The organism is Kitasatospora sp. NPDC089509 (genome assembly GCF_044749365.1).
Taxonomy (GTDB): domain Bacteria; phylum Actinomycetota; class Actinomycetes; order Streptomycetales; family Streptomycetaceae; genus Kitasatospora.
This window is the reverse complement of record NZ_JBIVHS010000003.1, coordinates 373,532-397,716: the sequence shown is the minus strand read 5'-3', so window position 1 is coordinate 397,716 and position 24,185 is coordinate 373,532. Positions and strand designations below refer to the sequence as shown.

24 protein-coding genes are annotated in these 24,185 nt (G+C 71.5%); 11 read left to right on the top strand and 13 right to left on the bottom strand.

Going from position 1 to position 24,185, the window contains the following annotated elements; translation table 11 throughout:
- The first annotated feature begins 7 nt into the window (after nt 1-7).
- The 3 genes from ACIP4P_RS08120 (at nt 8) to ACIP4P_RS08110 (ending at nt 2,260) form a co-directional block, all read left to right on the top strand.
- A complete protein-coding gene (locus tag ACIP4P_RS08120) occupies nt 8-577 on the top strand; it encodes an ArsR/SmtB family transcription factor (protein ID WP_400915919.1) in 570 nt (189 codons plus the stop codon).
- Nucleotides 578-809: 232 nt separating this feature from the next.
- Nucleotides 810-1,748: a phosphotransferase gene (locus ACIP4P_RS08115; protein ID WP_400915918.1), complete on the top strand. Its 939-nt coding sequence runs from the start codon at nt 810-812 to the stop codon at nt 1,746-1,748.
- Nucleotides 1,749-1,795: 47 nt separating this feature from the next.
- Nucleotides 1,796-2,260 (top strand): hypothetical protein, encoded by a 465-nt coding sequence (locus ACIP4P_RS08110; RefSeq protein WP_400915916.1) that lies wholly within the window; start codon nt 1,796-1,798, stop codon nt 2,258-2,260.
- Nucleotides 2,261-2,302: 42 nt separating this feature from the next.
- On the opposite strand, the gene ACIP4P_RS08105 is transcribed toward ACIP4P_RS08110, so the two are convergent.
- The 3 genes from ACIP4P_RS08105 to ACIP4P_RS08095 all read right to left on the bottom strand — a co-directional run bounded on the left by ACIP4P_RS08105 (nt 2,303) and on the right by ACIP4P_RS08095 (nt 5,740).
- Entirely contained in the window at nt 2,303-4,300 is a 1,998-nt protein-coding gene (locus ACIP4P_RS08105) for a hypothetical protein (RefSeq protein WP_400915914.1), read from the bottom strand.
- Nucleotides 4,301-4,447: 147 nt separating this feature from the next.
- Complete coding sequence (locus ACIP4P_RS08100; protein ID WP_400915913.1) at nt 4,448-4,846, bottom strand: hypothetical protein; 399 nt, start codon at nt 4,844-4,846, stop codon at nt 4,448-4,450.
- A 144-nt stretch (nt 4,847-4,990) separates the two neighbouring features.
- Complete coding sequence (locus tag ACIP4P_RS08095) at nt 4,991-5,740, bottom strand: hypothetical protein (RefSeq protein WP_400915911.1); 750 nt, start codon at nt 5,738-5,740, stop codon at nt 4,991-4,993.
- A 512-nt stretch (nt 5,741-6,252) separates the two neighbouring features.
- Between ACIP4P_RS08095 and ACIP4P_RS08090 the strand changes: the two genes are divergently transcribed.
- Nucleotides 6,253-7,455, top strand: a complete 1,203-nt coding sequence (locus ACIP4P_RS08090) for a hypothetical protein (RefSeq protein WP_400915909.1) — start codon at nt 6,253-6,255, stop codon at nt 7,453-7,455.
- A 514-nt stretch (nt 7,456-7,969) separates the two neighbouring features.
- A protein-coding gene (locus ACIP4P_RS08085; RefSeq protein ID WP_400915907.1) for an IS5 family transposase occupies nt 7,970-8,844 on the top strand; the annotation gives its coding sequence in 2 pieces (ribosomal slippage) (nt 7,970-8,356 and nt 8,359-8,844; 873 coding nt in all).
- A 118-nt stretch (nt 8,845-8,962) separates the two neighbouring features.
- On the opposite strand, the gene ACIP4P_RS08080 is transcribed toward ACIP4P_RS08085, so the two are convergent.
- The 4 genes from ACIP4P_RS08080 to ACIP4P_RS08065 form a co-directional block, all read right to left on the bottom strand.
- Complete coding sequence (locus ACIP4P_RS08080; RefSeq protein WP_400915905.1) at nt 8,963-10,306, bottom strand: nucleotidyl transferase AbiEii/AbiGii toxin family protein; 1,344 nt, start codon at nt 10,304-10,306, stop codon at nt 8,963-8,965.
- Nucleotides 10,303-11,073: a hypothetical protein gene (locus tag ACIP4P_RS08075; RefSeq protein WP_400915903.1), complete on the bottom strand. Its 771-nt coding sequence runs from the start codon at nt 11,071-11,073 to the stop codon at nt 10,303-10,305. The genes ACIP4P_RS08080 and ACIP4P_RS08075 overlap by 4 nt, the downstream gene beginning before the upstream one ends.
- A 144-nt stretch (nt 11,074-11,217) precedes the next feature.
- A complete protein-coding gene (locus ACIP4P_RS08070) occupies nt 11,218-12,048 on the bottom strand; it encodes a polysaccharide deacetylase family protein (protein ID WP_400915902.1) in 831 nt (276 codons plus the stop codon).
- A 171-nt stretch (nt 12,049-12,219) separates the two neighbouring features.
- Nucleotides 12,220-12,780: a histidine phosphatase family protein gene (locus ACIP4P_RS08065; protein WP_400915900.1), complete on the bottom strand. Its 561-nt coding sequence runs from the start codon at nt 12,778-12,780 to the stop codon at nt 12,220-12,222.
- Nucleotides 12,781-13,126: 346 nt separating this feature from the next.
- Here ACIP4P_RS08065 and ACIP4P_RS08060 point away from each other — a divergent pair, with 346 nt between their 5' ends.
- A complete protein-coding gene (locus tag ACIP4P_RS08060; RefSeq protein WP_400915899.1) occupies nt 13,127-13,726 on the top strand; it encodes a hypothetical protein in 600 nt (199 codons plus the stop codon).
- A gap of 203 nt (nt 13,727-13,929) precedes the next feature.
- On the opposite strand, the gene ACIP4P_RS08055 is transcribed toward ACIP4P_RS08060, so the two are convergent.
- The 3 genes from ACIP4P_RS08055 to ACIP4P_RS08045 all read right to left on the bottom strand — a co-directional run bounded on the left by ACIP4P_RS08055 (nt 13,930) and on the right by ACIP4P_RS08045 (nt 16,174).
- Entirely contained in the window at nt 13,930-14,739 is an 810-nt protein-coding gene (locus ACIP4P_RS08055) for a class I SAM-dependent methyltransferase (protein ID WP_400915897.1), read from the bottom strand.
- Nucleotides 14,740-14,848: 109 nt separating this feature from the next.
- Nucleotides 14,849-15,508, bottom strand: a complete 660-nt coding sequence (locus ACIP4P_RS08050; protein ID WP_400915896.1) for a hypothetical protein — start codon at nt 15,506-15,508, stop codon at nt 14,849-14,851.
- A gap of 126 nt (nt 15,509-15,634) precedes the next feature.
- Complete coding sequence (locus ACIP4P_RS08045; RefSeq protein WP_400915894.1) at nt 15,635-16,174, bottom strand: MarR family winged helix-turn-helix transcriptional regulator; 540 nt, start codon at nt 16,172-16,174, stop codon at nt 15,635-15,637.
- A gap of 133 nt (nt 16,175-16,307) precedes the next feature.
- Between ACIP4P_RS08045 and ACIP4P_RS08040 the strand changes: the two genes are divergently transcribed.
- A complete protein-coding gene (locus ACIP4P_RS08040; RefSeq protein ID WP_400915892.1) occupies nt 16,308-16,901 on the top strand; it encodes a hypothetical protein in 594 nt (197 codons plus the stop codon).
- Between the two features lie 63 nt (nt 16,902-16,964).
- Complete coding sequence (locus tag ACIP4P_RS08035; RefSeq protein WP_400915891.1) at nt 16,965-18,317, top strand: FAD-dependent oxidoreductase; 1,353 nt, start codon at nt 16,965-16,967, stop codon at nt 18,315-18,317.
- Nucleotides 18,318-18,351: 34 nt separating this feature from the next.
- Here ACIP4P_RS08035 and ACIP4P_RS08030 read toward each other — a convergent pair whose 3' ends face one another.
- Complete coding sequence (locus ACIP4P_RS08030) at nt 18,352-19,245, bottom strand: LysR family transcriptional regulator (RefSeq protein WP_400915890.1); 894 nt, start codon at nt 19,243-19,245, stop codon at nt 18,352-18,354.
- A gap of 152 nt (nt 19,246-19,397) precedes the next feature.
- On the opposite strand from ACIP4P_RS08030, the gene ACIP4P_RS08025 reads away from it, so the two are divergent.
- On the top strand, nt 19,398-20,489 hold the full coding sequence (locus ACIP4P_RS08025) for an alcohol dehydrogenase catalytic domain-containing protein (protein WP_400915888.1): 1,092 nt from the start codon (nt 19,398-19,400) through the stop codon (nt 20,487-20,489).
- A gap of 62 nt (nt 20,490-20,551) precedes the next feature.
- On the opposite strand, the gene ACIP4P_RS08020 is transcribed toward ACIP4P_RS08025, so the two are convergent.
- A complete protein-coding gene (locus ACIP4P_RS08020; protein ID WP_400915886.1) occupies nt 20,552-21,340 on the bottom strand; it encodes an NAD-dependent epimerase/dehydratase family protein in 789 nt (262 codons plus the stop codon).
- A gap of 288 nt (nt 21,341-21,628) precedes the next feature.
- On the opposite strand from ACIP4P_RS08020, the gene ACIP4P_RS08015 reads away from it, so the two are divergent.
- On the top strand, nt 21,629-22,435 hold the full coding sequence (locus ACIP4P_RS08015; RefSeq protein ID WP_400915884.1) for an SDR family oxidoreductase: 807 nt from the start codon (nt 21,629-21,631) through the stop codon (nt 22,433-22,435).
- Nucleotides 22,436-22,471: 36 nt separating this feature from the next.
- The gene (locus tag ACIP4P_RS08010; RefSeq protein WP_400915882.1) at nt 22,472-23,362 is read left to right on the top strand and encodes a helix-turn-helix transcriptional regulator; all 891 of its coding nucleotides are present in this window, start codon (nt 22,472-22,474) and stop codon (nt 23,360-23,362) included.
- Here the strand turns inward: ACIP4P_RS08010 and ACIP4P_RS08005 are convergent.
- Nucleotides 23,254-23,940, bottom strand: a complete 687-nt coding sequence (locus ACIP4P_RS08005; protein ID WP_400915880.1) for a hypothetical protein — start codon at nt 23,938-23,940, stop codon at nt 23,254-23,256. The genes ACIP4P_RS08010 and ACIP4P_RS08005 overlap by 109 nt on opposite strands.
- Nucleotides 23,941-24,185: the final 245 nt, after the last annotated feature.

The following is a 24,185-nucleotide window of genomic DNA, read 5'->3' as shown; positions in this document are numbered from 1 at the left end:
TTTTGGCATGGCAGAAGACGACCGCCCACCGCCACTGGTCATCCAGTCACCGGCCCAGTTCAAGGCCCTCGGCCACCCACTGCGCCACCGCATGGTCAACATGCTGCGCCAACGCCCCGCCACCCTGCGGCAGTTGGCGGAGGCGCTCGGCATGGCCAAGGGAACCCTCGGCTACCACGTACGGGTGCTACGGGAAGCCGGGTTGATCGAGCTCGCCGAGAGCCGCCAGGTACGCGGCGGCACCGAGCAGTACTTCGGACTGGTCAGCAAGGGCTTCGCCTTCCAGGAGGGCGAGACGATGGCCGCCGGCTTCCTCTACAACTCGGCCCTCGCCGAGATGCGCCCGGTACCGCCCGGCCAGCCCGAACACACCGAGCTCCGCCACCTCTGGCTCACCCCCGAGCAGGCCGCCCTGGTCGCCGACCGGCTCCGCGAGCACGCCGCCGAACTGCAGACGACCGGGGTCCGGGCGGCGCAACTGGGGGCGGGCGAGAGTCCGACCGCGGAGGCCTACGGCCTGCTGGTCAGCCTCTTTCCGGCCGACATCCCGAGGTTGGGACCGGACGACGGCAGGTGAGAGCCGCCCCTGACGGGGGCTCCGCCCAGGCCGCCCGAGCCGCCCGCGGTGGTCACCGGGCTCGGCGCGCCCGGCGACCACCGCTGCCGTCGGTTGCGGCGCCGTCCGTCGCGCCCGCGTCTACGAGCGACGTCACGAACGAGTCCACGCACGAAGCCACGCACGAAGCCACGAACGGAGCCACGGACAGAGCCCTCACCCGCCGTTCACCGGCCCGCACTACCCTGCCGGGATGACCGGAAGGGGCGAGTGCCCGGACGAGAAGCTGCTGGCCGTCGCGGAGGCGGTGCTGCCGGGGCAGCGCTGGGACGAGGCGCGCGTCGTGCGCGACTCCTCCTACGGCTCCTCCGACTCCTACGACGAACTGAGGCTGCTCGGCAGGGCCGTGGTCCGGATCGCGCGCAGGCCCTCCGTCGCCGCGGCGCTGCCGCGCCGGACCGAGCTGCTGCGCCGCCTGGGGCGACTGGGCCTGCCGTTCGACGTCCCGGAACCGCTGTCCGAGGCGGTGGTCGTCCACGGACACACCGCCGTCGCCCTGAACTGGATACACGGCCACTACCTGGCCAACCGCTTCGCACGCCCGGACCTGCGCGTCGATACGGCGCAGCTCACGGCGCTGCTCGCGACCCTGCGCGAGGTCGACTGCGGCCCACTGGCGGACGTCCTCGGCGCTCCGCACGAAGGCGTGGGCGGCGACGGCTGGGCCGACCTGATGCTCGATGAGGTGATCCCGCGACTGCCCCGGGCCAGGCGGCGCGAGGCCCGTCGGCGCGTCGAGAAGGCGCAGGGCCTGGACGTGCCGCAGCCCTGCCTGGTGCACGGCGCCCTGGACGCCTCCAACCTGCTCTGGGACGGGTCGGGCCGGCTGGTCGCCGTCCTGGACTGGGACGCGGCCCAGCACTTCGACCCCGCCCTGGACGCGGCCTGGCTGCTCTCGCAGACGTGGCATCCCCGCCTCCTCGGCACCGACTGGGAGCTGCGGCGCCGGGCCGAGATCCGGGCGCTCACCCTGGGCCTGGAACCGATCGCCCACGCGGTCCTGGACCAGGAGCCCGAGGAGAACGTGGCCGCCCGGGTCCGCTACGCGGTCGAGTGGCTGGAGCGGACCACCGGCTACTGGAGCCGTCGGGCGCTGCGCGCCAAGCCCGTCCGAGCCGTCGACCGGCGGTGACCGGGGCGGCAGTGACCAGCGCGGCGGTTCCCTGGCAGGCTGGGGGCATGGCGCCCTTCGACGACCGAGACCTGAGCACCGCGATCCGGAACGCCGACGCACCGGCCTGGTCCGTTCGCGCCGCGGCCGGGCGGCAGCTTGCCGCCCGGACGGGCATCGAGGAGGTCGCGGACGTCATCCACCGTCTCCTCCTGGATACCCGTGACACCGCGGTCACCCAGGAGACGGCAGAGGCCCTGCTCCAACGCCGGGACACGGCCGGCCTGCGCTGTGTCCTGCTGGCCTGCAGCCGCGCCGCCGAGGGTGACGACGACGACTGCAGCACGATCGACGAACTCGCCGCCGCCCTGGACTGCGATCCCGAGTGGATGACGACCGAGGGCGCGGACCGGCTGGTCAGGCAGTTGCACGAACTCGCTGCGGACGCGGACGCCGGCGTCCGCGCGGAGGCTCGGAGGAGCCTGGCGAGGCTGCGGCTGCCGGAGGACCGGGCGGGCCACCGCACCTCCTGATCGGGCGTGATCACCCGTGCCGAGCTTCCTCCGTGCACGCGATCAGCTGTCCCCGGCTTCGTCCGTGCAGGCCAAGGCCTGGTCGACCAGGTCGCGCAGTTCCCCGTCGTGGATGATCGCCCGGTAGGCCCCCTCCACGGACAGCCGGCGGTCCGACTGCCGGATCGTCAGCAGCGCGGCCCGGATCGGGCCGCTGACCGTGCCCATCCGGACCAGCGTCCTGAGGGCGTGTCGGAGGAGTCCGAAGCCGTCGCCTCCCGCTGCGATCGACACCACCGGCTCCTCCAGGACCCGCAGGCTCGGCCCGACCCGGCCGGTGATCGACCAGAGCGTGGTCGCGGCGGTCAGCCGTGCCCAGGGCTCGCCGTTCTCCATGACGAAGCGGACCCGGTCCGCGTAAGGGGCCGCTTCGGGGCCGAAGTCGGCGAGGGCGTCGATCGGCCCGTACCAGGGTTCCTCCGCTGTCATGACGGCCTCGCCGACGAGTTGCAGCGTTGGCGCGCGGTCCGCGAGGCGTTCGGTGGTCCAGGCCACCAGCGCGTGGTTGCCGGGCGAGTCCAGGACCACGCAGGTGCGGACGGCTTCCGCGGCCGCGGCGGCGGCCGGTCCCAGGGCCGACAGGATCTTGAGCACGCGGATCGAGGTCCGGGTGTCGGTGAGCAGGGGCAGGAGTTCGGGCAGGGCCGGCCGCGCGTCCTCGCCCCACTCCTCCAGCACGGTGAGGAACGCGCCGGTCGCACCACCCGGGGCGCCGTCCTGCCGGAGCGTCTCCCGGATCGCGGGCAGCAGCACGTCCGCGTGGGCCCGCAGCGGGACCAGGACGTCCGCGACCTCCGGCCGCCGCGGATCGCCCGAGCAGTAGGCGCGGCTGAGTTCCTCCTCCTGCGCGCGGAGCTGCGCGATCAGGCCCGGCAGGGCGCGCGGGTCACCGGTCCGGGCCAGTGCCCAGCGGGCGATCTCACCGACCGTGCCGTCGAGGAACTCATCGCCCCCACGGTCCTCCAACAGACCGACGAGCCCATCGGCGTACCCGGCCGCCGCCGGGCCCAGGACCGCGAGGACGTGGGCGGCCCGCAACCGGACGGCGGCGTCCGGACTGGTCAGCAGCCCGCCCGCCAGTGGCAGCAGGGCCGGTTCCACGGAACGCCGTTCGACCAGCAGCCGCCAGGCCACGTCCAGCGCCTCCCGGCACAGCGCGGCGTCCCCGGTGCGGCGCGCCGTCTCGACCAGCCGGACGGCGAAGCGGAGTTCCGGGTCGGCGTCGGGGCCGGGGCCGGGGCCGGGGCCGGGGCCGGGCGCGAGTATCCACGCCGTCGCCCGGACCAGCTCCTCGCGGGTCCAGGGGCCGTCGACGGCCGGCGTGAACCAGACCGCTTCGAACCGGGGGCGCAGCGCGGGGTCGGAGAACACGTCGATCAGCCGGTCCAGTTGACGCACCGGGAGGTCCCGGTCGAACTCCGCCGACGCGTGCACGGCCGCGACCCACATCACCGGGTCGTCGCCCTCCAGCACCTGCGCCAGCACGGCCCGTGCGGCGTCGACGTCGGCCCCCTCTTCCCCGGGCACGGCCTCGCCGAGGCGCAGCAGGAGCGGGAGGCGGACCGTCGGGTCCGTCTCCACCCGCCACCGTTCCAGCAGCGGTGCGACCCCCTCCGCCAGGGGCAGGGCCTCCCGCCGTACCGCCGGGTCCGGATCCGCGAGCAGGGCCCGCGCCCCCGACCAGTCCTCCCCCGCCAGGGACGGCGCCCGCATCGCCACCAGCAGCTCGACGAGGGTCCTCCGCGCGCCGGCGCCGACGGCCGGGTCGGCGGCGAGTGCGATGACGAAGGGCAGCGCGACGGCCGTGGCGGTCGGCGTCTCCTGGCCCTCCCTGGTGATGAGCGAGTACAGCGGGTTCCAGGCGCCCTCGGTCGCCTCCTCGCCCGCGAGCGCGAGCTGACGCAGTGCCTGCGGCACCGCCTCGACCGGCTGCGACGGATGCGCCGTCGCGAGCCCGTCCCACACCACGGCGTCCAGTGCCGCCAGGGACATCCCCACCATCGCCACCCCGTCCAGCTTCGCGTCTTTCGCTCGCCACCGGCCGCCGTCGACCGCCGTTGACCGCCCATCGTCCACGACCGCCGCTCCGCTGTCGCGTGGAATTCGTCCGGCGGCGGAGCGTGAACGCGCAGGAAGGAGTAGCGGCCGCTACGGGCCGGGCCGCCGGGTGGGCTTCCGGGTCGGGGGCTGGTTCTTGACGGCGCTGCAGGCGAGCAGTTCGGTGGCGGTGGCATTGAAGTAGAGGGTGAAGAACCAGGACCGGTCCGGCGCGTCGAGGAGGACGGTGCGGAGCGGTACGTCGCGGTGTCGGGAGAGGATCTCGACCGACTCGTCGAGGCCGACGGTGACCAGGCCGATTCGTCGTGCGTGCTGGAGCCGGCTGAAGGTGATGCCGCGCACCATCCAGTCGGGCACCGCGCGGCCGAACAGCTTCAGCTCGCCGCCGGCCAGCAGGGCTTCGCGGGCCGGGGCGCAGGCGGCGGTCTGGTCCGCGAGCATGGCAACTAGGGCCTGTTGCGAAAGTAAATTAAAGTTCTGGATGATCACGGTCTGCGCGGCATGGTGATCCGACGAGCGGCCATTGGAAGCGGCTGGAGCCGTTGCTGCCGGTGGGCCGGAAGCCAGGCTGGTCTGACCCGTGCAGGCGCAGGCGCGGTACTGCCCCACCAGACATCGTCGTGGCGTTGGTAGTTACCTGAGGCTCTCGGCGACGTGGATAAGTTCCTCATCCGAGAGTTGTGGAGGTGCGCCGGTGGTGATGACGAAGGTGTAGGTCCCGTCCGACCACGTCAGCGAACGGGGATCGCCGCTGGAGTCCGGGTGCGTGATGGTCGCGGGGTGACCCTTGACTGTTGCGGCCCGGCCATCCGGTGGAGTGCTGTTCCGGATGGTCTGACTGATAATCAGGTGCCCGTGTACGTCAGGTCCCGTGCCCAGCGTGTACCCGAAGGCCCACGCGGGGGTGTCGGTCGGAAGGGACGCCAGGCCGGGCAAGTAGACCATCTCGCCGGTGGGGTAGGGGTAGTAGTTCTCCGGGAGGAACGCGGGCCGGAGGAGGTTGCGCTCGTCGAAGTGGGTGGCGGGCTTTCCGGTGGCGTCGTTCAGTGCCCGGGTCCCGAGCGGTTTGTTCAGGTGGATAGCGATCTGTCCGGTACCGCCAGGGTCGCAGAACCCCGGGGGGACTGTGTGCCGGAGGGAGATCTCGACCGAGCCAGCGGACTCGCGGGCCACGAGCTGCGGCTGCTTCTCGCAGCCCCAGCCGATGTTAAGTGTCAGGGTCTGGCCGTCCGAGCTGACTAGCAGCGGGTAGCCAGCCACTGGGCCTTCGTAGACCTTCGTTTCCGGGCCCCGGTTGATCCACGCGTTGATCGCGAGCCCGCCACCGAGAACAGCTATGGCGGCCACGGCGGTCAAGCGATTCCGTCGTCCGCGCTTCGACATCTGACGGACGGTACTTTGCGTCACGGGCCCTCCCCGGCGGTCATGGCCATGCTTGCGTCACGGTGTGTATGAAGTCAAGCGGGTGCCAAACCGACGCCGATTGGGCACATCGCCCACGGCACCCCGATTCAATTGCCAAGGAATGGCAAAGTCTTGGCGGTCGCGCCCTGAAAATGCCCACATGGGGGATTGTGGGGCTTTTATCTGTGGTGCGCCAAGCATTTACATGGCAGTAAAGTGCGGATTGTAACATTGCCCACAAAGGCTAATTGCATCCCATTGGGGGGAATCGAATGCCTCGAAAAAAGAACTCCGGTCGAACGTGGATAATCTTTGCCACTGCCCTACTGGCCTCGGTTTCTGCAGTTGCTCCGGCTATCGCTATATCCGGGGGTGGCGCACCTACTGCCACGCCGACGCCGCCCAGCCACGCACCCAAGAAGAAGCCGTCGGCCGGGGGGACCACCGCGGCCACGTTGCTGAAGGCCGCCAAACCCGAGGTTGCCGAGCTGATGAAGAAGCAGGAGGTTCTCGATAAGGTCGTTGACCGCATTACTGGAGGACTGGACGAACAGAACCGGGATCGGATTCCAGGGTTCTCTGAAGTCGAGGTAGACCCGGGGGCCAGCAGTGTAACTCTGCACTGGAAGGGGGAGCTTCCGGAGGCGGTTCGCCGCGTGCTCCAAGATCTTCCGCAAGGCGTGAACGTGAAGGTCGTGCCGGCCAAGTACTCAAAGTCGGAACTCCATGTAGCCCGCGAGAAGCTGCTGTTGAACGGCAAGCCGGTCCCGCTCGCGGCGAAAAGGCCGAGCCATATCAACAGCATCGGGCCGTCGCTCGACGGGAGCGGCCTCGACCTCGGCTACGAGACGGACGACGAGCGAGCGCCACAGGCGCGAGCATTCCGTCCCGCGCTCTCCGCCGAAGAGCTGACACCGCAGGTGGAAGCGATCGCATCTGCCATCGCTGGCGTGGAAGTCCACGCCCACCCCCAAGCAATGGTCGAGGACCTGACGCGAGGTGCAGATTCCGAGCCGTGGCTCGGCGGGGCTGGCGTAAAGACCCCGGGCGGCACGATTTGTTCCACGGGTTTCGGGGTCTACAACCCCTCAATCGGGAGCAAGAACCTTGTCACTACCGCCTGGCATTGCGGGTCAGGCTCGTACAGGACCTGGTACAGCGACCAATACATGGGCTACGCCAGTGAGGGGGACGGAATTGCCACGGACGACACGATCGGCATCGCCCCGCTCAACGAGCAGGCGTCGGGCTCAGGCGTCTACGGCGGCCCGTGGAATGAGTCCAGCGATGGCACTTACGTCAATGTGTCCGGTTACAGTGGCAACAATGTAGGCGACATGGTCTGTCAGACCGCTGCAAATTCGGGGGTACACTGTGGCCTTCGTGTCCTTCAGGTCGACAGGCATATTCAAGGCCCTAATGGAATCTGGCGTAAATTTGAGGACCAGGTCGTTCAGACGGACCCGAACGATATCGCTTCTATCAACGGGGACAGTGGCGGACCTGTCGTCTCGGTAGACGGAAGCAAGGTCCGGGCCCGCGGAACCATTACGTCGCTTGAAAAGCAGACTAACTGCAACGGTCGAGTTTCCGCTGACGCTGGAACTCGAACGCCGGTGTGTTTCAACGGGATGTGGTACGTCCCGATTTCCCAGACGCTCGCCGACATGGGATGGATCCTGAAGACGGGATAACCCATAGAGGTTAACCCGGCAGTCCAACGGATTCGGTGAAGCTCCTGAAACCCGGCCTACAGCTAGGGTGCGAGGACGGGCCCATGTCCTGCCCCCGCACCCTAGGGTCCGTTGCGACAGTGCTGGTCAGAGCCACTCGTTGATGGCTGCGACCAGCACTGTTCCCTCGAAGCGCACGGCCAGTCGTATCTCGTGGCCACCGCGCGGTGCCGTTTCAGCCGGTTGATCCCGCACCCCACCGCGTGGCGCTCCTTGTAGTCCTCCTTGTCGAAGGCCGGCGGTCGGCCCCCTTTCGAGCCGAGCTTCTTGCGGTTGCGGACCTGGTCGACCTTCTCCGGGATGGTGCACCCGATCCGGCGTCTGCACAGGTAGGTGCGGTTTGCCCGGGATCCGTAAGCTTTGTCGGCGCGGACCTTGTCGGGCGTGCTCCGGGGCCGTCCCAGCCTGGTACGCGGGACGCGACTGCGTTCCAGGACGTGCGAAAGTGGATCAAGGTCGTGGATGATCACGGCTTGTGGGACGTGGTGATCTGACGAATGGCCAGTGGGCTCGGCTGGAGCCGTTGTTGCCGGTGGGCAAGAAGCCGGGGCGGCCGCAGGTATGGACGCGGCGGCAGTTGGTCGACGGCATACGGTGGCGGACCAGGACGGGTGCGCCGTGGCGGGATCTCCCGGAGCGGTACGGGCCGTGGGACCGGGTCTACGACCTGTTCCGGCGGTGGCAGCGTGACGGCACCTGGAAGCGGAGCTTCGAGCAGTTGCAGGCCGAGGCGGATGCGAAGGGCCTGATCACCTGGGACGTGAGTGTGGACTCCACGATCGCCCGAGCCCACCAGCACGCGGCCGGGGCCCGTAAAAGGGGGACCTCCAGAAGGAGCCTCCCGGCGGCATCGACACCGAGCCGGCCGACCACGGCCTCGGACGATCGCGTGGCGGGCTGACCACCAAGCTGCACCTGGCGGTCGAGCAGGGCCAGAAGCCGCTGTCCCTGCTCGTCACCGCCGGCCAGTGCCACGACAGTCCGCAGTTCCAGCCGGTCCTGGACGGTATCCGGGTGCCCCGCACCGGCCCGGGCCGGCCGCGCACCCGGCCGGCCAAGGTCCGCGCAGACAGAGCCTACGGATCCCGCGCGAACCGCTCCTACCTGCGCAGACGGGGCATCCGCTGCACCATCCCGGAGAAGTCGGACCAGGTACGTAACCGGAAGAAACTCGGCTCCCGGGGCGGGCGTCCCCCCGCCTTCGACAAGGAGGACTACAAGGAGCGCCATGCGGTGGAGTGCGGGATCAACCGGCTGAAGCGTCACCGCGCGGTGGCCACGCGATACGACAAGCTCGCGGTCCGCTATGAGGCGACCGTGCTGGTCGCGGCCATCAACGAATGGCTGTGACCAGCACTTTCGCAACAGGCTCTAGACCGAGCCGGGGCGGGTACTCGTTCTGGAAGGTCATGCCGAGACCGTAGTCACCGGCCGGAGGGCGGTGCCACCGGATTTGGGCGGTGGGTTCTCAGGTGTCGGCGTCCTCCGGTCCGTCGCCCGCGAGTTCGTCGGCGAGTTCGTCGGCGTAGCGCGCGGCGGCTTCCGCCAGCTTGCGGGCCGCCCAGTCCATCCGGGCCGGCCGGGTGCCGGGGTGATCGGTGACGGTGCGGCGGGCGCCGTCGAGGTCGCCGTCCAGCAGTTCGCGGGTGACCACGAGGGTGTTGTCCGGGATCATGTGGCGCAGGGACATCCACTGCTGGACCGCGGCCATTCCCTCCTTCTCCAGCACGACCCGCAGGTCCTCGGTCAGCGGGGCCAGCCACCGGGCGCGCAGGGCGTACTCGCCGTGGTCGGCGAAGGTCGGGTGCAGCGCGGCGAGGAGCCGGGCCGGGTACTCCTCGACGGGCTCGGCGAACTGCGGCTGGTCCTTGGCGAATTCGTCCCAGTCGGCCCAGAGTCCGGAGATCTGCTGCGGGAGCACCGGCTGCCAGGCGAAGTACTCCTCGGACTGGATGAAGACCTGGCGCAGCAGGTCGTAGGGGACCTCGGCGGTGCGCGAGAGCAGGAGCGCGTCGTAGAGGTCCTTGCCCTGCGGGTGGTCGTCGGAGACCAACCAGAGGATCTTCCAGGCGAGCGAGAGTTGCGGCGTCGCAGCGAGCAACGGGCCGGTGACGCCCGGGAGTCGGCACGGTTCGGGCGGGACGGGCAGGTGTTCGGTGAAGACGAAGTCGAGCTGGACGGTGCCGCCCGGGACGCCCGGCAGGCCCGGTGCCGACCAGGGCAGGACGAGCCTGCGTCCGGGGACCCTGCCGTACGTCCAGATCTCGTCGGTGACCGCCTGGTCCGCGTGCAGCCGCACCTCGTCGCCAGCGGCGTTGCCAGCGGCTGCGGCCAGCTCCTGGAGCATGCGGTCGGTGCGCTCGTCCTCCAGGGTCCATTCGACCGGGCGGACCACGAAGTCCAGGTCGCCCGGCTCACGCGCCTGCTCGCCGTACCAGGCGCGCAGCAGGACGCTCCCGCGCAGCACCAGGTGCTCGGCCCACGGCGAGCCGGCGACCGCGGACAGCACCGTGTTCAGCGCCTCGCGCCGTGCGGCGAGCCAGCGTTCGGCGAGCCGAGGGTCGGTGAAGGCGGGTTCGCTGGGGCGGAGAGCACGGGCGTACCCGGCGAGGGCGGGGTCGAAGACCGGCTGCTGGGTCACCGTCGCGTCGTCGATCGGCCGGATGCTCCGGGGCAGGTCCTGGTCCTCGCGGACGTCCTCCGGCGGCGGCTGCTTGGGCAGCAGGACGCCCCGCCACGGCCCGAAGCGGAGGTCCTCCCACGCCACGGCCAGCTGGGGCTGAGGTTGGGGCTGGGGCTGGTCCTCGGTCATATCGACTCCACCTCTCCGCATCCGTACGGCCCGGGGGTGTGCCCGTGCTCGGTGATCCATCCGGCGTCCAGCGTCTCGTCGCTGTCCACCACCACGAACTCGCGCTCCACCGAGGCGATTTCGCGACCGTCCGCGGCGAGGTCCCGCCGCAGTTCCTCAAGCCGGCGGCCCGCGGTGTCCAGGCCGACCAGGCGGCAGCGCTGGGTCACGAACCACTCGCGCCGGCCGTCCGTGCGCACCCGGCGGGGGTTGCGCGACAGGTGCGCACCGTGCCGGACGGCCAGTTCGGTGAGCTCGGCCAGGCGGGCGGGGTCGGCCCCGGGAACGATGGACGGGGTCGGAGCCGGGGCGGGCAGCAGCAGCTTGACGTGGTGCTCGAAGTACCGGCCGGCCCCGTGCGACACGGCGTCCTCGTCCGAGACCGGGACGCCCTCCGCCCACGGCGTGGCCTCGATCTTGGCCCGCAGGACGGTGAACCCGGCCCGGCCGAGCCGGGCACCGACCCGGGCGGTCACGGCGGCGACCTCCGCCAGCGTGCCGTCGGCGCGCAGGGTGAGCATCGGCTGCGAGGGCGACGCACCGCGGTCCAGCAGGATGTGGGTGAACTTCAGACCGTGCACCTGACCGTGACCGGCCGCCCACGCGGCCAGCGCCTCGGCGGCGCCCGGCCCCACGGTCAGGTGCACCTCGAAGGCCCCGCGGACGTCCGGGGGACGGAGCGGGCCGGGCCGGTCGTCGCGGCGCTGGTCAGAGCGGATGGCGAGCATGTGGAACATCCTGCCAAGCCCCACTGACAACGGCTCACGCCACCCCTGAACCGCTGATGCACTGATGGGCTGATCCGCTGATCCGCTGATCCGCTGATCCGCGAGGACGCCCCGACACGCGTCCGTCAGCCGGTACCGCCCCCGTCAGGGGGTCGACTGGACCGGGAAGCCGGTGGGACGCCCCTGAGCCTTCAGCCAGCCGAGCACCTGCCCGAGGGCGTCGACGGTCTGCTGACGGTTGCCGCCGCCGTCGTGGAACAGGATGGTCGGACCGTTGCCGATCTCCTTCTTGACGGTTTCGACGATGGCGGCCGTACCGGGCTTCTCGAAGTCCTTCGAGTCGATGTTCCAGCCGAGCGGCCGCATGCCGTTCGCGGCGGCGATGCGCCGGCTGTCGGGAGTGAAGGAGCCGCCGGGAGCCCGGTAGTACTGCACCTGGGCGCCGCCCGCGGCGTCCTCGATCATCTTCTTCGCGTCCAGGATCTCCTTCTCCTGGTAGGCGACCGGCTTCTTGTCCATGGTGGTGTCGTGGTCCACGGTGTGGTCGCAGAGCCGGTGGCCGGCCGCCACGACCTGCTTGACCAGGTCGGGGTGGGCCTTGGCCTGCGGCCCGATCATGCAGAACGTCGCCTTCACGCCGTACTGCTTGAGCACGTCGAGCACCTTCGGCGTCCAGACCGGGTCGGGGCCGTCGTCGATGGTGATGTTGACGGCGTTGCCGCCGGCCTCGGAGGCGTGGGCTATGGTCTCCGGCACGCCGCTCGCCTGCTGCGCACCGCCACCGCCGTTGCCCTGGGTGCCGTCCTGGTCCCCGGCCTTCGCCGTCGGCTCGGCGACAACACCCTGACGGGGAGCGGCGGTCGAGGCGGTGATCGTCGGAACCACCCAGGCGCTCGCCGCCACGACGACGACCCCGATGGCGACAGCCACCCGCGAACGGTTGCCCAGCTTCGCCACGCGCGCCTTGAAGTCCATCGCCGACCACTCCCCGCTCTCATCTGCCCGTTCTACAAAGCCGATGACGTCGCTCCGCTCGAACGGGGTTCCGCGCTCGGGCGCTCGTAGCAGGACGGTGACAACTCGCCGATCTTGTCCCAGGTCACGTCCCCCGCAGCTGATGCTGTGACCGGGGGCCGGGGACCGAGGTCACCGGGCCGACGGCCTCCAACCGGCGGGGAGCGTGTAGTGCCAGCCCGGGCGCCAGGCAGGTGGGGCTTCGACGAGGTCCTCCATGGAGGCGCCGGTGAGCAGGCAGTCCAGGGCCCACCGGTTGGCCGAGTGGGCGATCACCAGGATCCGGCGGCCGTTCCAGCGCGCGGCCAGGTCGTGGAGGAACAGGTCGGTGGCCGCAAGGACCTGGCGGTAGCTCTGACCACCGGGGAAGGGCTCGTCGATGCGGCGAGCCCGCTGGGCGGCAATGCGCGGGACGGGGGCTCCATTGAGGTCGCCGTAGTCGCACTCGCGCAGTCGGACGTCCTGGTGGATCGGGGGCCTCCCGTCAGGGAACGCGATCCGGGCCGTCTCCACGGCTCGGTGGAGGTCGGAGGTGTACACCGCGGCAAAGCCTCCGGCACGTCGGCGTTCACCGAGTTCCGCGGCCTGGCGGCGGCCGAGTTCCGAGAGCCGGCCGGGGAGCCAACCGGTGGCGATGCCGGCCTCGTTGTCGATGGTGGTGGCGTGTGTCTCGTAGACGAGCTCTACTGCCATCGCGGCTCTCCTGGGTACCGGGTTGGTCGGGCTGCTCCGGTGAGTCGTCGGCCTCCCTGGCGCAGGCGGCGGTGCGGTTCGCGCTCCGGGCCGGGCAATTCGGACGCGGCCGGGACCGGCCCGTGCGCCCAGGCGGGACCGCCCCGGTGCGGCCGGCGGATTGTCAGTCCCGGCCGACAGGATGCCCGGTGACACAGCAGCCTGAACCTGGGAGTCGGCAGCGCCGAGCCGGGCCGCTCCGGGCCGCGCGAACGGCGCATATTTTTCTTGGACGAACCATTGATCGTGCCCCGTCAGATCCACCAGAATGCTCGCACTCCACTTCTTGAGCCCCCAGGGGGAACTCATGCGCGTTCTGGGCAGGATCGCCGCCGGCGTCAGCACACTCGCCCTCGCGGCCGGCCTCTCGATGGCCGGCGCCGGAAGCGCCGGCGCCGTCGAGGCACGCAACTGCGGATCGTCCACGAAGCCGATCCTCGTCTCGCACCCGGTCTCGCTGATGGCCGACAAGGTCAAGCTCGGTGAGCTCTACCTGGGTTACTTCGGTGACTGCAAGGGCGTCTACGCCGAGATCCACTGGAACTACGGCGCGCCCAGCCCCACCGCGCCGGACGCCGGCGGCAACGGCCAGGTCGACGTATTCCACGTCGAGGGGACGCTGTACGTCGAGGGCGAGAACAAGGACGGGCTGAAGCCCGTGTCCTTCCGTCTCGACCACCCGGACGGCAGCTTCACCACCTCCCCGATCATGGACATCCACACCAACATGGCCGGGCAGGCCTACGCTCCCCCGCTGAAGTTCCTGCCCGACGTCGACCTCACCGTGTACAAGACGGACTACCGCTGGCGCCAGACGACTCTGTGCGGCAACAAGCACATCTGGGGCAACTGGCACACCTTCTCCGACGGCGGCTGGGGCACCGGCCGCTACGGCGACTGCAACTGACCCTCCGGCCCGCACGGCCTCAGCCCGGCGCACCACGGCGGTGTCGGGCCGAGGCCGGCGGGCAGGTGGGCAGGTGGGCAGGTGGGCAGGTGGGCCACTGTCAGCGCGACGGCCGCGGCCAGCGGGTGCTCGATCGCCGCCGGAGGCAGTGTGCTGAGCCGGCCCGGTCGCGAAGCGGTACGGCCGACGAGGAGCAGCCCGGTTCAGCTCGGGGGCCGGAGGGCGATGACCGCCTCGGTCCGGACACACTCGTCAAACGATCCGCCGTCGGGGCGGAAGGCGTTCAGGGTCCGGCGGAGGTCATGTTCGAAGGCCTCCCGGCCGGGGCCGAGTGCGGCCGGGCTGGTGAAGCTGTAGGAGAGTTGAAGACCGATGACCTCGTCCACGCCACGGCTGACCGTCCGGTCCCAGTGGGCCTCCTCGATCCGGGAGAACGGCGAGCGGCGCAGGACCTCCTGGTGACGCACGTCGGGGTACCCGGCCGGCCCGGAGCCCCGCAGACGTTCGGGGTCCAGATGGCGGCGGCGGACCTGCTCGACCACGGCCAGCCAGGGCGGCGGTTCGAGGTCGTCGTGCTGGGCTCCGCAGGTCGCCAGCACGAGCGCGCCCTCGGGTTCGATCAGGGTGTCCAGGTCGCACAGCAGCCGTTCCCGGTCCGTCCAGTGGAACGAGGCGCCCATCACCGTCAGCAGGACCGGCCCCACGTCCATCGCGAGCAGCGTGTCCGAGCTTCCGAGTCGCCAGTCGATGCCGCCCACCCCTGCCCGGGCGGCAAGACGGCGCCCCTCGGCGAGCATCGCGGGCTCCGGATCGACGGCGATCACCTCCCGCACGAGCGGCGCCAGCGGCAGCGTGAGGGCTCCGCTGCCCGCCCCCAGGTCCAGCACGCGCTGGGAGCCGTCCAGGGAGAAACGCCGACCGAGCAGGGCGAACAGACGGGGATCGTACGCGGGCCGGAACCTCGCGTAGTACGGCACCGTCGAGGCGAACAGCCCACCGGGCAGCGGCTTCACTCCTCCACTCTCCCACCGCTGTGCCCGCTCGATGTCGCGTGCGCGCGACGCGCGGGTGCGGTGCGGCGCGGGTGCGGTGCGGCGCGGGTGCGGCGCGGGTGCGGTGCGGTCAGCCGAGGTCGAACTGCCAGTACGCGTGCTCGCGGTAGCCGGGTGAGGACGGGGCGACCTCCACCGTGACGGGGCCCGTCCCGGTGCCGGGCTTGAAGTGCACCGGCACGGTGCGCCTCTGGTCCCCGCCGAGGGGCGGCATGAGGGCAGTCTCGGACTCGGTGCGGTCCAGGAGGGTCACCTCGGGCAACGGGCCCGCGCCAGCGCTGGAACTGGAGCTGGAACTGGAGCTGGAACTCGGGCTGGGGAGGCCGGAGTCGAGGGCCTTCCCCGCGCGGACCACGAGGGGGGCGGAGCCGCCGCTGCTGCCGACGCCGGTGTCCGGGGACGTCCCACCCGGACGCAGTTCCTTGCCGGTGCCGTTGTCGTAGGTGACGGTGAGGCGGTAGCTGCCGTCGGGTTGCCGCTGCGGGCGGCTCACGGTGATCGTCAGGCCGTCGTCGTAGTGGGCGGTGGCGCCCGGGCGCAGCGGTTCGACCGCGCTGCCGGAGTGGTCCTTGAGGTTCCCGTGCTGGGTCAGGCCGTCCGCGAACGTGGCCAGCGCCATGCCGACGACCACGACCGTCGCGGTGAGGAGGGTCACCACGATCCCGGTGATGGTGGCCCAGTGCGTGCCTGCCGAGGTCGGGGGGTGGGCGGGTGCCGGCTGCGTGTCCATGTGGATCACCGTAGGGAGCGGCGGGCGCGGACTCATGAGTGGAGGTACTCAAAGACCGGCTGAGTAGTGCCACCTGCGGGAGCCCGCAGGTCATAGCGGTAAGCGCAGTCAGGGCAGTAAGGGCGGTCAGGGCTTCGCGGTCAGCCGGGAGGCGTGCTCCTGCTGCTGGCGGGTGGCGAACCGGAGGAAGTCGATCATCTGACCGATGGTCCGGTCGTCCAGGGCGCGCAGGTACTCCGCGCCCTCCTCGGCGATCGGCGCGAAGATCTCGGCGACCATCGCGTAGCCCTTCTCGGTCGGCTGGACGGTGACCCGGCGACGGTCGGCGCTGTCCCGGGTGCGGGCGGCGTAGCCGGAGCGTTCCAGCCGGTCGATGGCCGTGGTGACGCCGCCGGTGGTCAGGCCGGCCGCGGCGGCCAGTTCGCCGGGGCTCATCGGCGTGGGGTCGAAGAGCAGTTCCAGGCAGCGCAGGTCGGTGCGGTTGAGCCCGAGCCGGTCGGCCACTCGCTGGTCGAGGGTGTCGCCGGCGCGCTGGAACTCCTGCATGACCTGCCCGAACGTCTCGATCAGCCGCTCCTGCGACGTGGCCGCCTGATCCTGTTCCTGTCCATGCGCCTGCCCATGCCCATGCCCCTGTGCCTGTTCGTGCGCCTGCTCCACTGCCATGCCCGGCTTCCTCCCTGAGATCTCTTGACATTCTAGCGATCTGCTTCGTACAGTCATCCCCAGAAGTCGCTAGAGAATCTAGTGACTAGATTACCTGCTCAGTCGAACTTCTAGTCTTCACGGGGAGCCTTCGATGAACAGCCTCACCTCGAACACCGCGCGCCTGGCCTTCGTCCCGCAGGTGCACCACCTCACCCTCGACGTCGCCGCCAGCACCACCGGGAAGCTCTGCACCGCCGACTTCATCGGCCCGGCCTCCCAGGTGGCCGACGACGGCCGCGGCACCATCACCATCCGCCGCCGCGGCCCGATGCACCCCTTCGACCTGGCCCGGCGCAGCGCCCACGTGACGCTCAGCCCGACCGCCCTCTGGGACATCGAGATCCGGGGCGCGGCCACCCACATCGAGGCCGACCTGACCGGACTCCCGCTGCGCTCGATCACCGTCATCGGAGGCCTGAGCCACGCGCGGTTCGTCCTGCCGCACACCGAGCGCCTCGTCCCGGTGCACTTCCGCAGCGCCGTCCGGATGACCACCATCCTGCGCCCGGCCACCACGCGGGCCACCCTGCGCGGCGCTGCCGGCTTCACCAGCCTCTCGTTGGACGGCCGTTGGGTCGGGACGACGGCCCGGGCCGACTGGCGGAGCGCCCGGCCCACCGAGGCCACCCCGGGCTGCTACGACATCGCCCTCGACTCCGGCAGCAACCACCTCACCATCGCCTGACACCCCGCCCGAACGCGAACACGACGAACACGAACACGACGAACACGGAAGCGGAGCAACGTCATGTCCTCGAACGAACCCCTGCACGTCCTGGTCATCGGTGCCGGCTTCGGCGGCCTGACCCTCGCCCACGGCCTGCGCCGCGCCGGCGTCTCCGTGGCGGTCTACGAGAAGGCGCGCAGCCGCACCGACGGCCTCCACGGCTACCGGGTCGGCATCGACCCCACCGGCAACCGCGCCCTGAAGGAGTGCCTGCCGCCGCAGCTGTTCAAGACCTTCCTGGCGACCTGCGCCCGTACCCCCTCGCACTTCAACGTGCTGACCGAGCGGAAGCGGATCACCGCCTCCGTCCCGCTGCGCGGCGACGCCGACCCGGTCAACTCCGAGCGCTCGGTCTCCCGGCAGACCCTGCGCCAGGTGCTGCTGACCGGCCTGGACGACGCCGTCCACTTCGACAAGCGCTTCACCCACTACGAGCGGCGGCCGGACGGCAAGGTCGTCGCCCACTTCGCCGACGGCTCCTGCGCCACCGGCGACGTGCTGGTCGCCGCGGACGGCGCGCACTCCGCGGTGCGCGGGCAGTACCTGCCGCACGCGGTGCTCAAGCCGGCCGGGATCACCAGCATCGCCGCCAAGCTGCCGCTGAGCCGGGAGGCCCTCGCCCTGCTCCCCGCGCCCTCGCGGACCGGCCTGTCGCTCACCTTCGCCCCCAAGGGCTTCATGTGCATCTGGCACGTCATGGAGTTCGGCTGGGACGAGCGCGGCGGCATCAAGGAGGGCGCCGCCGGCAACGACGCCGAGCTGCTGCGCAGTTGGCCCGGCCTGCTCTTCGACAACACCCGCGACTACATCTCCTGGGGCCTCTGGGCCGCCGACGACAAGTTCCCCGCCGACGTGATGGAGCTGCGCGGCCAGCGCCTGATCGACCTGGCGCTGAAGCTCACCCCCAACTGGCACCCGGACTTCCGCAGGCTCTTCTCCCTCGCCGACCCGACCACCACCTTCCCGATCCGGATCGCCACCTCCGAACCCGTCCCGGCCTGGCCCACCACCACCGTCACCCTCCTCGGCGACGCCGCCCACACCATGACGCCGGGCCAGGGCGTCGGCGCCAACACCGCACTGCGCGACGCCGCCCTCCTCACCCGCGCCCTGACAGCCGCCGCCGAGGGCCGCCGCGGCCTGGTCGACGCCATCGCCGGGTACGAGGCCGAGATGATCCCCTACGGCTTCGCCCGCGTGAAGGACTCCCTCGCGCAGAACGGCACCAACGGCGACGACCCGCTGCACAAGCCGGTCCTCGGCCGCGCCGTCCTGGCCGCGAACCGGGCGTACTTCCGGGCCGTCGACCGGATCCCGTCGCTGCAGCGCAAGTTCCTGGACGACCTCTACACCTACCGCGGGGCCGAGGACTGACGGTCCGGGGACCGGACACCCGACGGTCCGAGGATCAGGCCGCCGAGGTGATCGCCCGGGTGACGGCCGTGAGCGCCGGCGTCGGACGGCCGGGGAGTCGCGCCACGAGAACCCGGCGGAGCTCCGGCGGCGCGCCCTCGACGCGCAGCAGGCTCACCCCGACGGGCAGCACCGGCGAGAGCCGAGAGGGCACCGTCGTCACCCCGAAGCCCCCGGCGACCAGGTGGAGTTTCGTCAGCCAGTCGCGCGTACGGTGGACGACGTGCGGCCGTCCGGGCAGACCGGGCCAAACACCCAGCAGTGAACCGGAGTTCGACGCCGGGGTGGCGATCCACCGGGCGTCCAGCAGTTCGTCGACGTGCACCGCGGTGCGGCCCGCGAACGCCCCGGTCGACGGCACCGCCACGACCAGTTCGGTGTCCGTGACGGTCTCCACGTGCAGGGGCGGCGACTCGCCGTCCAGGGGCCGGTGGGGCGGGCGGGACGTCAGCACCGCGAGGTCGATCGACCCCGCACGCAGCGCCCGGACCAGGGTGGGTGTGGTGCCCTCGATGGTCGTGACCGTGATCTGCGGGTCGGTCGCCGCGAGGCGGGCGAGCGCCGGAGGCAGGATGGCCGCGCCCGCGCTCAGGAACAGTCCGAGCCGCACGGGTTCGGTCCGCGGGACGGTGCCGGTGAGGTCGCGCTCGGCGGCCGTGAGGCAGTCCAGGATCGTACGGGCGTGGCGCAGCAGGGTCAGGCCCGCCGGGGTCAGTCGCACTCCGTCGGGGCGGCGCTCGAACAGGACGGCGCCCGCGCTTCGTTCGAGGGCGGCGGCCTGGCGCGAGACCGCCGACTGGGTGTAGCCGAGCCGGGCGGCCGCCGCGGTGAAGCTGCCGGACTCGGCGATCTGCCGCAGGACCCGCAGGCCGGTGCTGGAGATGTCCATGCGGCCTACGCATACCACGGATGCATGTTCGTCGCTTCCCGCACTGCCGCCGGACTCCTAGGGTCGATCACGACGGACATCGCGACGAACGTCGCGAAAGGCCCGATCGTCGCGAAAGGCGCGAAAGCCCGGACGAACCCGGAGGTCATCCCGTGCGAGCAGCAGTTCTCACCGAGTTCGGCGCCCCGCTGGCGGTGCGGGAGGTGCCCGATCCCGAGGCCGGCGGCGGCGAGGTGGTGGTCGAGGTGCTCGCCGCCGCCGTGGCCCCGTACGCGGCCGAGGTCTTCAGCGGCGGACGCAGGTACCCGCTGGTCCCGCCCGTCGTCCCCGGGATCGGCGGCGTGGGACGGGTCGTGCACGTCGGCCCGGACGCCACCCGGCTGCGCCCCGGCGACCTGGTGTGGTGCGACTGCACGGTGCGCTCGCGGGACGACGCCCTGACGCCCGACATCACGCTCCAGGGCTGGAGTTCGCGCGGCGAGGGCGGCGCCCGGCTCGCCCGCCACCTGCACGACGGGTCCTTCGCCGAACTGATGCGGGTCCCGACCGAGAACGTCTACCCGCTGCCGGCCGCCGCCGGGGCCGACCCGGCCCGCTGGGCCGCGCTCGGCGTGCACGTCATCCCGTACGGCGGGCTGCTGTCCGGCGGGCTGGCGGCCGGTGAGACGCTGCTCGTCAGCGGGGCCACCGGCAACCTCGGCAGCTGCGCGGTCGCGGTCGCGCTCGCCATGGGCGCGGGCCGGGTGATCGCCCCCGGCCGCAACTGGGCCGCGCTCGACCTCCTCGCCGACCGGTTCGGCCCGCGGGTGCGCCCGGTCCCGCTGACCGGGGACGAGGCCGGCGACCACGCGGCGATGTCCGCGGCGGGAGACGGCCCGATCGACCTGGTGCTCGACCTGCTGCCGCCGGGCGCACCCAGCCAGGTGGCGCGCACGGCGGCCATGACCGTGCGCGAGTACGGCCGCATCGTCCTCATGGGCGGCGTCGGCATGCTCGGCGGCGACGACCTCGCGCTCCCGTACCCGTGGATCATGCGCAACTCGATCACCGTGCGCGGTCAGTGGATGTACCCGCGGACGGCGAACGTCGGCATCATCCGGCTCCTCGCCTCCGGCACCCTGGACCTCGCCCCCGAACGGGTCCGGTCGTTCGGCCTCGACGCCGTCAACGAGGCCGTCGCGTACGCCGCCGCGCACGGCGGGCCCTTCGACCGCACCGTCCTGACCCCGCAGGCCACCGACTGAGCCCCTACCTGCGCCGGGTCCTCGGCTGAGCGCGCACGGCGCCGAGCCTCGGACCACCGGATTCACCGGGTGAAGCGCCCGCCGAGGTAGCGGTGTTCCGGGTCGTCGGCGGCCAGTTCGCCCAGCTCGGCGATCAGCTCGGCGGCGTACTCCTCGGCGTCGTCCTGCGGCTCGTAGCCGAGCGCCCGGGCCGTCGAAAGGTCCCACCAGGCCCGGGTGTTGGCGGAGATGCCGTACGCCACCGCGTGCCCGCCCACCGGACCGGTGAGCGCGGCGTGCACGAGCCGGGCGCAGTCGCCGGGGCTGAGCCAGGTGCCCAACGCCCGGATGCCGCGCGGTGCCGGGGCGAAGGAGCCGATGCGCAGCGAGACGCTCTCGATGCCGTGCCGGTCGGCGTACAGCGAGGCCAGGTTCTCGCCGAAGCACTTGGACAGCCCATAGAAGGTGTCGGGCCGCTGCGGGGTGTCCACCGGCACGATCCCGCCGTCGGCGGGCCGCTCGGTGAAGCCGACCGCGTGGTTGCTGCCGGCGTTGACGATCCTCCGCACCCCCGCCGCCCGGGCGGCCTCGTAGAGCCGGTGGGTGCCGTCGATGTTGGCCGCCAGGATGTCGGCGAACGGCGCCTCGCCCGGGATCCCGGCCAGGTGGACCACCGCGTCGACGCCCTCCATCGCCGCCGCCAGCGCCCCGGCGTCCTGGAGGTCGGCGGTCACCGCCTCGGGCTCGCCGGGTACCGGCAGGCGGTCGAAGCAGCGCAGCCGGTACCCGTACGCGGGCAGCAACTCCCGCAGGCTGGTGCCGATCCGGCCGGCGGCACCGGTGAGCAGGACCGATCGGGGCTGGTTCGTCATCACTGTGTCTCCTGGTCTCCCCCGCAGGCCACGTTCGAACCTGCTATCGAATTCGACGACGTGTGACCATACCTGACGCCGCGCCAGCACCAGCCGTACCGCGTGTGCGACGGGATGCGGCCGTGGCCACAGCCACGGCTGCGGCCACGGCCGCGCAAGGGGGGCTCTCGCAGTACCTGGATCACCAGGGTCTCCCGGACCTCCGAAGCGCCTGCCAGCCTGGGTGCGGCTGCCCCGGATACGCGACCGTGTCAGCGCATTCCTCCACGACAGAAGGGACGGAGACCAATGGCCGACCGCCAATTCACCACCCACGCAGGACTTTTCGACCTGAGCGGGAAGCACGCCCTCGTCACCGGCGGCACCAGGGGCATCGGGATGATGATCGCGCGCGGCCTTCTCCAGGCGGGCGCCCGCGTCGTCATCAGCTCACGGAAGGCCGACGCGTGCACGGAGGCACAACGTCTGCTGTCCGAATTCGGCGACGTTCGGGCGATCCCCGCCGACCTGTCCAGGCACGACGAGTGCCGGCGCCTCGCCGATCTGGTCGAGGCCGACTCGGGATCCCTGGACATCCTCGTCAACAACGCGGGAGCGATGTGGCGCGAACCGCTGGCGACGTTCCCGGACGAGGCCTGGGACACGGTGATCGACCTCAACCTCAAGTCGCCGTTCTGGCTGGTGCAGGCGCTGCTCCCCGCGCTCCGCAGGGCGGGCACGGCCGACGATCCCGCGCGGATCATCAACATCGGCAGCATCGCCGCCATCCACGTCGCCCAGGCGCCCAACTACTCGTACGCCAGCAGCAAGGCGGCGCTCCACCAGCTCACCAGGGTGCTCGCCAGGGAGCTGGGCCCGCAGCACGTCACGGTGAACGCGGTGGCACCGGGAGTGTTCCCGTCCCAGATGATGGCGGCCACATTCGATGCCCTCGGTGACACGATCGCGGCGGCGGCCCCGCTGCGCCGGCTCGGCCGTGACGACGACATGGCGGGCATCGCCGTCTTCCTGGCCGGCCGGGCCGGGTCCTACCTCACGGGCGCCGTCATCCCGGTGGACGGCGGCATCGCGACGACCGCGACGGGTACCCCGTAGGCCGCAGGACGGGCATAGGGTGAGGGGATGGCCACGATGGATCCACGCACCGAGATCCGGGAGTTCCTCAGCTCGCGCCGCGCCCGCATCGCACCCGAGCAGGCGGGCCTGCCCGCTTACGGCGGCAACCGTCGGGTCAAGGGCCTGCGCCGCGAGGAGGTGGCGCTGCTGGCGGGGGTGTCGGTCGACTACTACGTGCGGATGGAGCGCGGCGGCCTCGCCGGTGCCTCCGACGGCGTGCTCGACGCGTTGGCCTCCGCCCTGCAACTCGACGAGGCCGAGCGCGACCACCTGTTCCACCTCGCGCGCCTGTCCAGGGCACCCGCACCCGGCGGCCCACGCCGACGCAGGCCCGCCTCGACGGTGCGCTCGACGCTGCAGCAGGTGCTCGACGCGATCTCCGGTGCGCCCGCTTGGATCAGCAGCGGCCGTTACGACGTGCTCGCCATGAACCAGCTCGCCCGCGCACTGTACTCACCGATGCTGGCCGACCCGCGGCGGCCCGCGAACACGGCGCGGTTCGTCTATCTGAGCCCCGAGGCGGCCGGGGACTTCTTCGTCGACTACGACCGGATCGCCCGTGACGTGGCCGCGAAGCTCCGCATGGAAGCCGGCCGCAATCCGCACGACGAGGAACTGATCGCCCTGGTCGGCGAACTGTCGACGCGCAGCGAGCTGTTCCGGCAGCGGTGGGCATCCCAGGACGTGCGGCTGCACCGGTCCGGCCGCAAGCGCGTGCGCCATCCGATCGTGGGCCTGCTCGACCTGGACGTCGAGTCCCTGGACATGCCCGCCGAACCCGGCCTGCGCCTCAACGTCTACACCGCACCCACGGGCACACCGACCGCCGACAACCTGGCGCTCCTCGCATCGTGGGCGGCCACCCAGCAGACGCTGGCGACCGAACTCGCACCGCACAACGGGTAGTCCAACCCCTTCGCCACTGCGAGTCGCGACGCGCAGTCGCGACGAGCATCGTCGACAGGGAAGGGCAGACCCGTCGTCAAGCGGTCGGCGGACCGGACGGACGGACGGTCCTCGGGCGCTTCGTCTTGCGTTCCCTCCAACGCCTCCTCCGGCGCCGGGGCCGACCGGTACAGCCAACCCGGGTCCCAGCGCTGGAGGACGGGCAGGAAACCCGCGTCCGGTTCGTCGCGCTCCCGCCAGGACGCCCATGTCTCCTGGAGCCGTTCGGAGGTCTCCTCCCGCAGGCGGTAGGGCCAGCCCTGGTCGAGCCAGCGGGCCACGGCCCGGTCGACGAACTCGTCGGTGGCGAGGTCCAGGCCGTCCGTCACCGCGTCGGCGAGCGCGACCAGTGCGACGTCCGGATCGTCCGCCACCGCGAGCAGCCACTGCTCCCGGGCGAGCGGGAGCAGCCGGGCCCGCCTGCGCTCCGGCTGGGCCAGCAGGCCGCGGACGCCCTCCAGGCGCAGGTCCGCCCGCCGATAGAGGTGGTCCGCCTGCCGGAACAGTGCCTTGCACCGGCCCACCCTGATGCGTTCCACGCCCTGCCCCCTCCGGCTCGACCCCTACTGCTGCGTCAGCCTGCAGCGGGTTTCGCCTGGCAGCAACTGAAACGTGATCGGGCGCTGGTCCAGCCGAACGGGTGAAATGGGCGACCGCATCGCCCGACGTGACCTCCGCGCCCACCGCAGTCTCCGCGCCCGCCCCGGGCCCGTCCCGAGGACCGTGGCGGGCGCCGTGAACCGCGCGCCGGAGCTGCTCGAAAAGTCCCCGTTCGACCCGGGCT

Excerpts from the sequence above, each read along its gene's own strand:
- ACIP4P_RS08075 (WP_400915903.1), bottom strand. The coding sequence starts at position 11,073 with ATGCTCGCCATCCGCTCTGACCAGCGCCGCGACGACCGGCCCGGCCCG.
- ACIP4P_RS08065 (WP_400915900.1), bottom strand. The coding sequence starts at position 12,780 with ATGGCAGTAGAGCTCGTCTACGAGACACACGCCACCACCATCGACAAC.
- ACIP4P_RS08110 (WP_400915916.1), top strand. The coding sequence starts at position 1,796 with ATGGCGCCCTTCGACGACCGAGACCTGAGCACCGCGATCCGGAACGCC.
- ACIP4P_RS08010 (WP_400915882.1), top strand. The coding sequence starts at position 22,472 with ATGGATCCACGCACCGAGATCCGGGAGTTCCTCAGCTCGCGCCGCGCC.
- ACIP4P_RS08040 (WP_400915892.1), top strand. The coding sequence starts at position 16,308 with ATGAACAGCCTCACCTCGAACACCGCGCGCCTGGCCTTCGTCCCGCAG.
- ACIP4P_RS08020 (WP_400915886.1), bottom strand. The coding sequence starts at position 21,340 with ATGACGAACCAGCCCCGATCGGTCCTGCTCACCGGTGCCGCCGGCCGG.
- ACIP4P_RS08070 (WP_400915902.1), bottom strand. The coding sequence starts at position 12,048 with ATGGACTTCAAGGCGCGCGTGGCGAAGCTGGGCAACCGTTCGCGGGTG.
- ACIP4P_RS08060 (WP_400915899.1), top strand. The coding sequence starts at position 13,127 with ATGCGCGTTCTGGGCAGGATCGCCGCCGGCGTCAGCACACTCGCCCTC.
- ACIP4P_RS08080 (WP_400915905.1), bottom strand. The coding sequence starts at position 10,306 with ATGACCGAGGACCAGCCCCAGCCCCAACCTCAGCCCCAGCTGGCCGTG.
- ACIP4P_RS08095 (WP_400915911.1), bottom strand. The coding sequence starts at position 5,740 with ATGTCGAAGCGCGGACGACGGAATCGCTTGACCGCCGTGGCCGCCATA.
- ACIP4P_RS08050 (WP_400915896.1), bottom strand. The coding sequence starts at position 15,508 with ATGGACACGCAGCCGGCACCCGCCCACCCCCCGACCTCGGCAGGCACG.
- ACIP4P_RS08120 (WP_400915919.1), top strand. The coding sequence starts at position 8 with ATGGCAGAAGACGACCGCCCACCGCCACTGGTCATCCAGTCACCGGCC.
- ACIP4P_RS08090 (WP_400915909.1), top strand. The coding sequence starts at position 6,253 with ATGAAGAAGCAGGAGGTTCTCGATAAGGTCGTTGACCGCATTACTGGA.
- ACIP4P_RS08030 (WP_400915890.1), bottom strand. The coding sequence starts at position 19,245 with ATGGACATCTCCAGCACCGGCCTGCGGGTCCTGCGGCAGATCGCCGAG.
- ACIP4P_RS08115 (WP_400915918.1), top strand. The coding sequence starts at position 810 with ATGACCGGAAGGGGCGAGTGCCCGGACGAGAAGCTGCTGGCCGTCGCG.
- ACIP4P_RS08045 (WP_400915894.1), bottom strand. The coding sequence starts at position 16,174 with ATGGCAGTGGAGCAGGCGCACGAACAGGCACAGGGGCATGGGCATGGG.
- ACIP4P_RS08105 (WP_400915914.1), bottom strand. The coding sequence starts at position 4,300 with ATGGTGGGGATGTCCCTGGCGGCACTGGACGCCGTGGTGTGGGACGGG.
- ACIP4P_RS08035 (WP_400915891.1), top strand. The coding sequence starts at position 16,965 with ATGTCCTCGAACGAACCCCTGCACGTCCTGGTCATCGGTGCCGGCTTC.
- ACIP4P_RS08015 (WP_400915884.1), top strand. The coding sequence starts at position 21,629 with ATGGCCGACCGCCAATTCACCACCCACGCAGGACTTTTCGACCTGAGC.